Source organism: Anabaena sp. UHCC 0204, from assembly GCF_009711975.1.
GTDB lineage: Bacteria > Cyanobacteriota > Cyanobacteriia > Cyanobacteriales > Nostocaceae > Dolichospermum.
Map to the genome: position 1 here is coordinate 1 of NZ_VIKW01000068.1, position 8,513 is coordinate 8,513.

An 8,513-nucleotide genomic window follows, 5' to 3' on the forward strand; every position below is an offset into this window, starting at 1 on the left:
AGTCGGGTTTTAGTTAGAGTCATAAGACCTCGCGATAAGATAGAATGAGTTATAATTCCAGGATACTTCTAGATTTAAAAATATTGGCTCTTGCGTTGTTTTTATGGTGATTGATTGAAAATTGATTATAACAGTTGGTCAATTCGTCACTTACGCATATTCATCTCATCACCTCCCCATCGGGTAGGTGAGAGGCTTCTACTGTTTAAGCTAAAAGGAAAAGGGGCAGGGGCAGGGGGAAAACCGGGACAGGTTTGGACTCCGCACCGTATAAGTGTCTTAGAAGAACGGGGCTTGTACCCATGTTCCGCACCGAAAAGCGCGTTAGGGGAAAGGGTTTGTTCCCCCTACTAAAAAGCTCCCTTCCGCCCTGTCTCTTCCGATCAAAAGTATTCACACTGGGTGCATCATGAATCAAAATTATACATTTAAATTTAACTCCTCCACAGCCTTAGAAGCACTCAAAGCAGGTAAATACGATCGCCTGGACTTTTACGAAGCACGTCTAGACCTATTTAAACTATCGGTCATGGCAGACTATGACCAGTTAGTGTGCCTTCCCACCCTCACTGCCATTGACAAATATTGGTATCAAATTGAAACAGCCCGCAAGGTGCTGAGACAACTGGGTGGACGGGCATTATTAGCAGATGAAGTGGGTTTGGGCAAAACCGTTGAAGCCGGAATTATCTGTGCTGAGTATTTAGCTAGAGGCATGGTACAGTCCCTACTCGTACTCACTCCCGCATCCCTCGTTTCTCAGTGGCAATTAGAATTAAGTGAAAAATTTAACATTGCCACTATTACCACAGATAACCGTGACCCCCAACAACCCCTAGAAGATTTTTGGACGCAGAATCCCCGCATTATCGCTTCACTCAACACGGCTAAATCTGCCAAGCATTTTTCTCATGTCACCGGTCGCACCTGGGACTTAGTAGTTGTTGATGAAGCACACCACCTCAAAAATCGCACGACTCTTAACTGGAAATTGGTAAACGCCCTTAACAAGCGGTTTATCCTCATGCTGACTGCAACCCCAGTCCAGAATTCGCTGATTGAACTATTCAATCTTCTGACTCTACTGAAACCAGGTTTATTGCAAACAGAAGCTGCGTTTAAAAAAGAATACGTTGATTCCAGAAATGGACGTATTCCCAAAAATCCGGAAAAACTGCGTTCCTTGATGCGGGAAGTGATGGTACGCAATACTCGTGCTTTGGTAGATGTGAAGTTACCAAAACGATTTGCTACTACAATTACGGTTGCACCTGCGGCGGGTGAACAGAAACTTTACCAAGATTTGAGTGATTATCTGCGTTCTTCTGAAGATAAGTTAGACAGACTTTCTCGAACTAATTTGTTAATGCGGGCTGGTTCTTCCCCTGGTGCTTTGGCTGACTCTCTCAAACAATTGACTAAACGCATACCTGATGATGAAGAATTGAAGTCTTTAGCTAAACGTGCGGCACAGGTAAAGCAGGTAGAGAAAGCGAGAGTATTGATAGAAATGCTGTCAAAATCTAGTCAGAAAACATTGGTCTTTACTACTCACAAAGCCACCAGTGAATATTTGGCTAAAACTCTGTCAGCAGCAAATATTCCCTTTGCAGAATTTCAAGGGGGGATGTCCTTGAAAGCCAAAGATGATGCGATCGCTGCTTTTCGGGATACTGTTTCTGTACTGTTAGCATCGGAAACAGGTGGAGAAGGGCGGAATATTCAGTTTGCAAATGCGATCGTAAATTATGATCTGCCTTGGAATCCTATGAAAATAGAACAGCGCATTGGTCGTATTCACCGCATTGGCCAAACTCAGGATGTATTTATTTTTAACTTTTGTTTAAAAGGCAGCATTGAAGAATATATTCTGCGAATATTACATGACAAAATCAATATGTTTGAATTGGTGGTAGGTGAGATTGAGACAATTCTAGGGAATGTAGATGATGAATTTGATTTTAGTGAAATTGTCATGGAGATTTGGTTGAAAAATCAGAAAAAACCTGAATTAGATACAGCTTTTGACCAATTGGCAGATAATTTGTTGAAAGCTAAAGACCAGTATCAGCAAGTTCAGGAACTAGATGAACAGATTTTCGGTGAAGATTTTGAGGCTTAGGGATTGGGGATTGGGGACTGGGGACTGGGGACTGGGGACTGGGGACTTGGGGTAACTATTGTGCCTTGAGTTCACCAAAAAAGATATAATCAATGGCGTTATGTAAAATTTTTTACGATTGCCAGATTTAGCAACAATGCAAATTACAATTTTAGCCTTTGGTTCTCGTGGTGATGTCCAACCTTTTCTAGCTTTGGGTTTGGGACTAAAAAAAGTAGGATATACAGTCAAAATTGCCACTCATGCCAATTTTGAAGCGTGGGTAAAAGAATTAGGCTTTGAGTTTGCCCTATTGAGTATGAACCCACAAGAAATGTTAGAAAGTGAAGCAGGTCAAGCAGCATTAAATACAGGGAAGAACTTATTTAAAATATACAAAACCGTCTCTGAATTATTTAATCCCTGTATGGATGCAAATTTACGAGATGCCTGGGTAGCTTGTCAAGATGCGGATGCTATTATTGGTTCACCTATTGCTTATTGGGGTTTAGATATTTCCCAAAAATTAGGCGTGCCATTTTTTTGGGGAGAACTTTTTCCCTCTTATCCCACCAATTTATATCCGATGCTGAAAATAATGCCAGTTTTAGAGGGTTTGGGAGGTTGGTATAATCGTTTCAGTTATCATTTGATCTGGTTTTTATTTTGGCAGATTTACCGTCAACCTATCAATAATTGGCGAGTAAAAGTTTTAAATCTTGCACCTATATCAATTTGGCAGTCTTATTTACCTCGATTGAGAAAACAAAGAATCCCTTGGTTACGGGGTATTAGTTCCTCAGTTATTCCCACTCCTAAAAATTTGCCTTCAGAAATTCATTCTACAGGTTATTGGTTTTTGGATGCACCGACAAATTTTGTTCCTCCTGCTGATTTAGTTGATTTTTTAGCAAAGGGAAAACCCCCTATTTATGTTGGTTTTGGTAGTATGGGAGGAGAAACAGCAGCGAAAACTCTAGAGATTGTTTTAGAGGCGCTACAAAGAACAGGAGAAAGAGGGATTTTAGTTACAGGATGGAGTGGGATTAGTAATAGTAATTTACCAGATACAATCTTTAAAATTAATTCCATTCCCCATGCTTGGTTATTATCTCGCGTAGCTGCTGCGGTGCATCATTGCGGTGCAGGAACAACTGCGGCTGTCATTCGTGCAGGTATTCCCCATATTCCTATTCCCTTTGCTGGAGATCAACCTTCTTGGGCTGATATTGTGATGAAATTGAGAGTGGGAACAAAACCTCTACCTCACCAAAAACTAACTGTGGAAAGTTTGACAGGTGCGTTTGTAGAAGTACAAAGTGAAAAAATGCAAACCCAAGCAGCATTATTAGGGGAGAAAGTTAGGACAGAAAATGGTGTACCTGCTGCTGTTAGTGTTCTGCAACATTATTTATCTGCTTGAGAAAAATTGTGCTTATGAATAACATCTATAAAACGAATATTGTTAAGGTTACGAATGGTTTCACCTTTAGAGTTTCCTGATTCGCAAATTCTTTTATCTGATATGTTACCTTTGTTATACCCAAAACCAGAATGTCAAAATTTGTGAACAATATCACTAGGTTATTCAATCCTGGACGAACCTATTTACTTCTGGCTATCCTAATTTTTGCTGCTGCTAACTCCATTACACGCAAACTTACAGAAATTGGCGCACAGAATTTAATTGATGGTAGAAATCCCATTTCTTTTTGTAACGTTTTGTTTGTTGGTAATCTTTGTGCTTTACTAACTTTAATAGTTATTTATGGTCGGCAGTGGAATTTTAGGACTATCAATAAATTATCTGCTACTGACTGGCTAGGCTTACTAGGAGTAGCAATTCTTTCAGGCGCATTAGCACCTTCTCTAATTTTCATGGCATTGGAAAAAACTACTGTTAATAATGTTGTCTTGGTGGGAAGAATAGAACCACCTTTAGCTTTGGCTTTATCAATTATATTCCTCAAAGAAAAAGTTAATAGTTGGGTTATGGCTGGCTCTGTTATCTCTTTTATTGGTGTCATCTTGACAATTATTCTTCAACCTCCACAACCGAATACAATTAATATGAGTGCCAACTTAATGATTGGACAAGGTGAAATTATGGTAGCAGCAGGAGCAATTTCTTTAGCAATTTCTACAATTATTAGTAAAGTTAAATTGCGTCAAATTCCATTAGGAATATTTACAATTTTTCGTACATTTGCAGGTACATTAATTTTCTTTATAGTGGTGATGAAATTATATGGTATAAGTCACTTTATGGATGTTTTATCCCCCTTTATTTGGCAATGGATGTTATTTTATGGGGCAGTTATTATTGTCGGTGGTCAGCTATTATGGTTTCAAGGTCTGAAAAAGACTACTGCTTCTGATGTTTCTTTAGCTAGTTCTTTTAGTCCAATTGCAGGTATTTTATCTGCTTATTGGATTTTGGGAGCAGTCCCCACAACAGCACAGTATATAGGAGGTAGTGTCATTATTTTTGGTATTATCCTCAATCAAATAGGTATTTATAATCAACTGCCAAAAAGTATAACTTCGGAAGAAATTATAATTGAAAAAGACATGGAAGTTGGCTTTAAGGGAATGTAAATTATACAGCACTTCCCTCTGTTATGAGGTACAGTTAGTAATAATAAAAAGATAATTTTCTTATGAAAGCATATTCAATCGATCTTCGAGAAAAAATAGTTGCAGCACATATTCAGCAGAAAATATCAATTCGGAAAGTAGCAACCATATTTTCTGTTAGTAAAAGTCTAGTCCAAAAACTGGGTTTTGCAACAAGAAACTGATGGGAATTTACAACCTAAGCAGCGAGGGAAGCCGCAATTTAAAAAACTGGTTTACTAATTGCTGTTACTGTACCTCATAACAGAGGGAAGTGCTGTAGGTACGAAAAAGTTTGTCTATGATATTTGGGGTGATAGTGTGAATATTGCTAGTAGAATGGAATCACATGGTATACCAGGTAAAATCCAGGTGACAAAGACAACTTATGAACTTTTACAGGATGAGTTTGTATTTGAGGAACGAGGGGAAATTACTGTCAAAGGTGTTGGGAAGATAACAACTTATTTTCTCTGTGGGAAAAATCAAAAAATATAGGAATAATGATTATGTTCCCGAAATTAAAAACCGGAAAAACGAAGCTTTAAAATTAGAACATCGTCTTTCAGATTTGATCAATTGCGCCGAGCATCCTGTAGTGTATTACTTAATATAGCTGAAGGCTATGGGCGTTATCACTATCTAGACCGCTTACGTTTTATGTATATTGCTCGTGGATCTTTAGCAGAAACTAAAAGTGCTTTCATCATCGCTGAAAAGATTGGATTCTGCACAACAGAACAATTAGCTTGGGTAAATCAAATTGAAGCACAGATTGAAAAAGGTCTTAATGGGTACTGTCGCTTTATTCGTTCTCAAAAACAAGGTGGAGAAGAGTATGGAAAACAATATATTCGAGAACCAGTAACTAAAGATTAGAAATTAGTATTTTACCACCACTTTTATACTAAGTTATTCTCAAATCCCCAATCCCCAGTCACCAGTCCCCAGATGTTATCAGATCCAATTATTTCCACGTTAGAAAAAATTATTGCGTTACATGATGGTATCGCAGAACCAGCTAGTGAACATACTTTGAATGTTTTGCTAACTGAAAATTTAGCGTCACTGCTATCATTACCAGAAGATGTTACATTTACAACAAAAGCTGATGTATCTCAAAGTGTTTTTGTTACTTATCATTCCGAAGTATTAAATAAATTATCTGATTTATTATCTACTAGAGGACAAGTTAGTGCATTAGGTATTAAATATGATGGATACCTCAAAAATACGAATTTTGATAAGCTGCTTACGGAAAGATTTGTGGCTCAAAATGGCTTAATTAAATTTGTTGATGCTAAACCAGAAATCACCCGTTATATTTTATGTAATGTAGCTTACACAGCGAATGCTGAAGAGAAAAGAATTGGTTTAGTTTCCTTCATTATCAATGAATTAACGGGAGTAACACCAGTAGAAATTGGTGATGCTTTATTCTGGGAAACTGATAGAATTGCAGTAGATGAACAAGATTTAGGATTATCACTACCAATTGCTGATTTATTAAATTTAATTGAAATCCGCAGTGAAATATTAGTTAGTCAAACCTTGGAAAATTGGCAAGCTAAATTAATTAGAGCAAGAACTAGGGATGAAGAACGACTCAAGGATTATTACAACACAATCAGTGCCGAAATTCGTAGGAAGATAGAATCTAAAGGTTTAATAGATGCCGATAAAGATAAAGAATTAGCAAGAATTGAAGCAACAAATAAAGAGTTAGAAAGAAAATTATTGGATGTAAAGGAGCGTTATACAATGAGTGTAGAGGCTTGGTTACACAGTTCCATGATTATCCATTTACATACGGTACATATTCAATTCTCTTTACAAAGAAAGAAAGCAAAACGGATTGTTACAGCAGTTTGGAATCCTTTTACTAAAATTATTGAACCATTGCGTTGTGAAGTTTCTGGTGAACCTGTTTATGATTTTTATTTAGATGATGCAGATGCTAAAATCATATCCTCGACTGTTTGGAAAAAATGATTGAAATTCAGCAAGATAACTTATTAATAGAACCAGCCCAAGCCCGTGCCTTATTCATACGCTTGCTAGAATTGTACAGCATTCCCGGTTATGAATTAACTAAACTAGAAATCCAAAAACTGGCCTACTTTTTGCAAGTAGCTGGTGAACCCCTGCGTCTTGAGTACGTCAAACATAAATATGGTCCCTATGCCCATAACTTGAATCATGTTTTAAGATACATGGAAGGGCATTACATACGCGGCTATGGGGATGGCACAGCCAAAGCGGAAAGCGCCCAGATGTATGTCTTACCAGCCGGAAGGGAAGCTGCACAGGCATTTTTAGCCACCGCACCCACAGCCCAGGAACGGTTAGAGCAAGTTAGCAGTTTAATCACTGGCTTTGAAACCCCCTACGGCATGGAATTATTGGCCACAGTTCACTGGGTAGGGACTCAAGAAACCAACCCAGCCCAAGATAGTGAACAAGCTATAGAATTGGTGCATACATGGAGCGATAGGAAACACACCATCTTTAAGACTCAACATATCCACAAAGCTTGGCAACGATTACAGCAGCAGGATTGGTTAAGTCTAAAACTATGAACCCACATTCCGCACTTCAATAAGTAGTATACAAAAACTACATTTACGACTAATTAAAAACTAGAGTTTTTAAAACCAAGTAGCCACCAATAAATAAATTATACGCACTAAAAATCAAGCTTTTTTATTTTTAAAAAGCTAGTAAGATAGTTTAATTTAAATTTTTCAATCAGTTATGCAAACATAGAAGTGTTGAATCGGGAATTATAGATTCGGCAACTAACATAATAAATAATATTTTTGACAAGCATTAGGTAGGAATTGTAAGATGCGACAATGTGACTCAGTTAAGTTAAGAATTCTATGGACTCCTTGTATAACCAGAAAGTGAATACCTTGGAAACATTGAAATATCCACCTTAATGTGGGAGATTCTGTGGGTTTATTCAGTTGATTTTTAACAGTAGCTTTTTGTGTTTTTAATGCAATTCGTAATTGTCTTTGTCCCAGATTATAAACCAAAAGACACAATGCCATTAACATCATCATTGTCTCTACTCTTTCTGGATTCTTCACAAAAAGACTATCGGCAAAAAATAACGGGTCTTTGATAAATCTAAATCCTCGCTCTGTTGATTGCTGTTCTTTATATATTCTCAATATTTCTGTAGGTGCTAATTTGTTTGTGTCTAAAATATTCGTTGCTAAAATAAATCGACCACAAGAATTTTCATGTTTTTTGATTAACTCCTGATTTTCTATTAATTTACCTTTGATTTGATAAACTACTGTTTCTCCTTTATTTAATCTTTCGGTAATTTCTATGTCCGATATTTGATGATATTTTAATTTTGCCGTCAGGTCTTTAATTTTTAATTCTGCTGAAGATTCTTGTTCAAATTCTTCTTTTTCTAACTTGAATAGCTGTTTATTAGTTTTCAGAAACTCTTCTGAGATTTTTTTGGTTAATTTCTTTAAATCCGCTTTTTTTCTTTCTGTGCTTTCAATTAATAACCATCTTTGCTCTATTCCCCCGTAAAATACTTTCTCTTCTTGATAACTATATCCTTTGATATCACTTGGTTTTAGTTCGTTACTTATCGGTGCTTTTACCAAGTTTTTAGCTTTTTTAATGGATAATGGTACTCGACTTATCCAGTTCATATTCACCATTAATTTTAAATTACTTTCACTGTATAAAGCACTGTCAGCGACCATTATACTGTCAAAATCTATTTGTTTGGAATACTCTACTAAGATGTGAGCAAATACGGCTT

8 protein-coding genes are annotated in these 8,513 nt (G+C 37.0%); 7 read left to right on the forward strand and 1 reads right to left on the reverse strand.

Going from position 1 to position 8,513, the window contains the following annotated elements:
* The first annotated feature begins 409 nt into the window (after positions 1-409).
* The 7 genes from FJR04_RS24315 to FJR04_RS24345 all read left to right on the forward strand — a co-directional run bounded on the left by FJR04_RS24315 (position 410) and on the right by FJR04_RS24345 (position 7,296).
* Positions 410-2,122, forward strand: a complete 1,713-nt coding sequence (locus FJR04_RS24315; protein WP_168499719.1) for a DEAD/DEAH box helicase — start codon at positions 410-412, stop codon at positions 2,120-2,122.
* Between the two features lie 136 nt (positions 2,123-2,258).
* The gene (locus FJR04_RS24320) at positions 2,259-3,524 is read left to right on the forward strand and encodes a glycosyltransferase (RefSeq protein ID WP_168499721.1); all 1,266 of its coding nucleotides are present in this window, start codon (positions 2,259-2,261) and stop codon (positions 3,522-3,524) included.
* Between the two features lie 143 nt (positions 3,525-3,667).
* On the forward strand, positions 3,668-4,699 hold the full coding sequence (locus FJR04_RS24325) for a DMT family transporter (protein WP_371416827.1): 1,032 nt from the start codon (positions 3,668-3,670) through the stop codon (positions 4,697-4,699).
* Between the two features lie 261 nt (positions 4,700-4,960).
* Entirely contained in the window at positions 4,961-5,215 is a 255-nt protein-coding gene (locus FJR04_RS24330) for an adenylate/guanylate cyclase domain-containing protein (protein ID WP_168499725.1), read from the forward strand.
* Positions 5,216-5,296: 81 nt separating this feature from the next.
* On the forward strand, positions 5,297-5,596 hold the full coding sequence (locus FJR04_RS24335) for a four helix bundle protein (RefSeq protein WP_174763171.1): 300 nt from the start codon (positions 5,297-5,299) through the stop codon (positions 5,594-5,596).
* Between the two features lie 72 nt (positions 5,597-5,668).
* Entirely contained in the window at positions 5,669-6,709 is a 1,041-nt protein-coding gene (locus FJR04_RS24340; RefSeq protein ID WP_168499727.1) for a hypothetical protein, read from the forward strand.
* Positions 6,706-7,296, forward strand: a complete 591-nt coding sequence (locus tag FJR04_RS24345; RefSeq protein WP_168499729.1) for a hypothetical protein — start codon at positions 6,706-6,708, stop codon at positions 7,294-7,296. The genes FJR04_RS24340 and FJR04_RS24345 overlap by 4 nt, the downstream gene beginning before the upstream one ends.
* Before the next feature lie 219 nt (positions 7,297-7,515).
* On the opposite strand, the gene FJR04_RS24350 is transcribed toward FJR04_RS24345, so the two are convergent.
* A partial coding sequence (locus tag FJR04_RS24350) for an IS1634 family transposase (RefSeq protein WP_168499731.1) occupies positions 7,516-8,513 on the reverse strand: 998 nt, incomplete at its 5' end.

Coding starts and splice junctions, on each gene's coding strand:
- FJR04_RS24315 (WP_168499719.1), top strand. CDS start 410: ATGAATCAAAATTATACATTTAAATTTAACTCCTCCACAGCCTTAGAA.
- FJR04_RS24320 (WP_168499721.1), top strand. CDS start 2,259: ATGCAAATTACAATTTTAGCCTTTGGTTCTCGTGGTGATGTCCAACCT.
- FJR04_RS24340 (WP_168499727.1), top strand. CDS start 5,669: ATGTTATCAGATCCAATTATTTCCACGTTAGAAAAAATTATTGCGTTA.
- FJR04_RS24345 (WP_168499729.1), top strand. CDS start 6,706: ATGATTGAAATTCAGCAAGATAACTTATTAATAGAACCAGCCCAAGCC.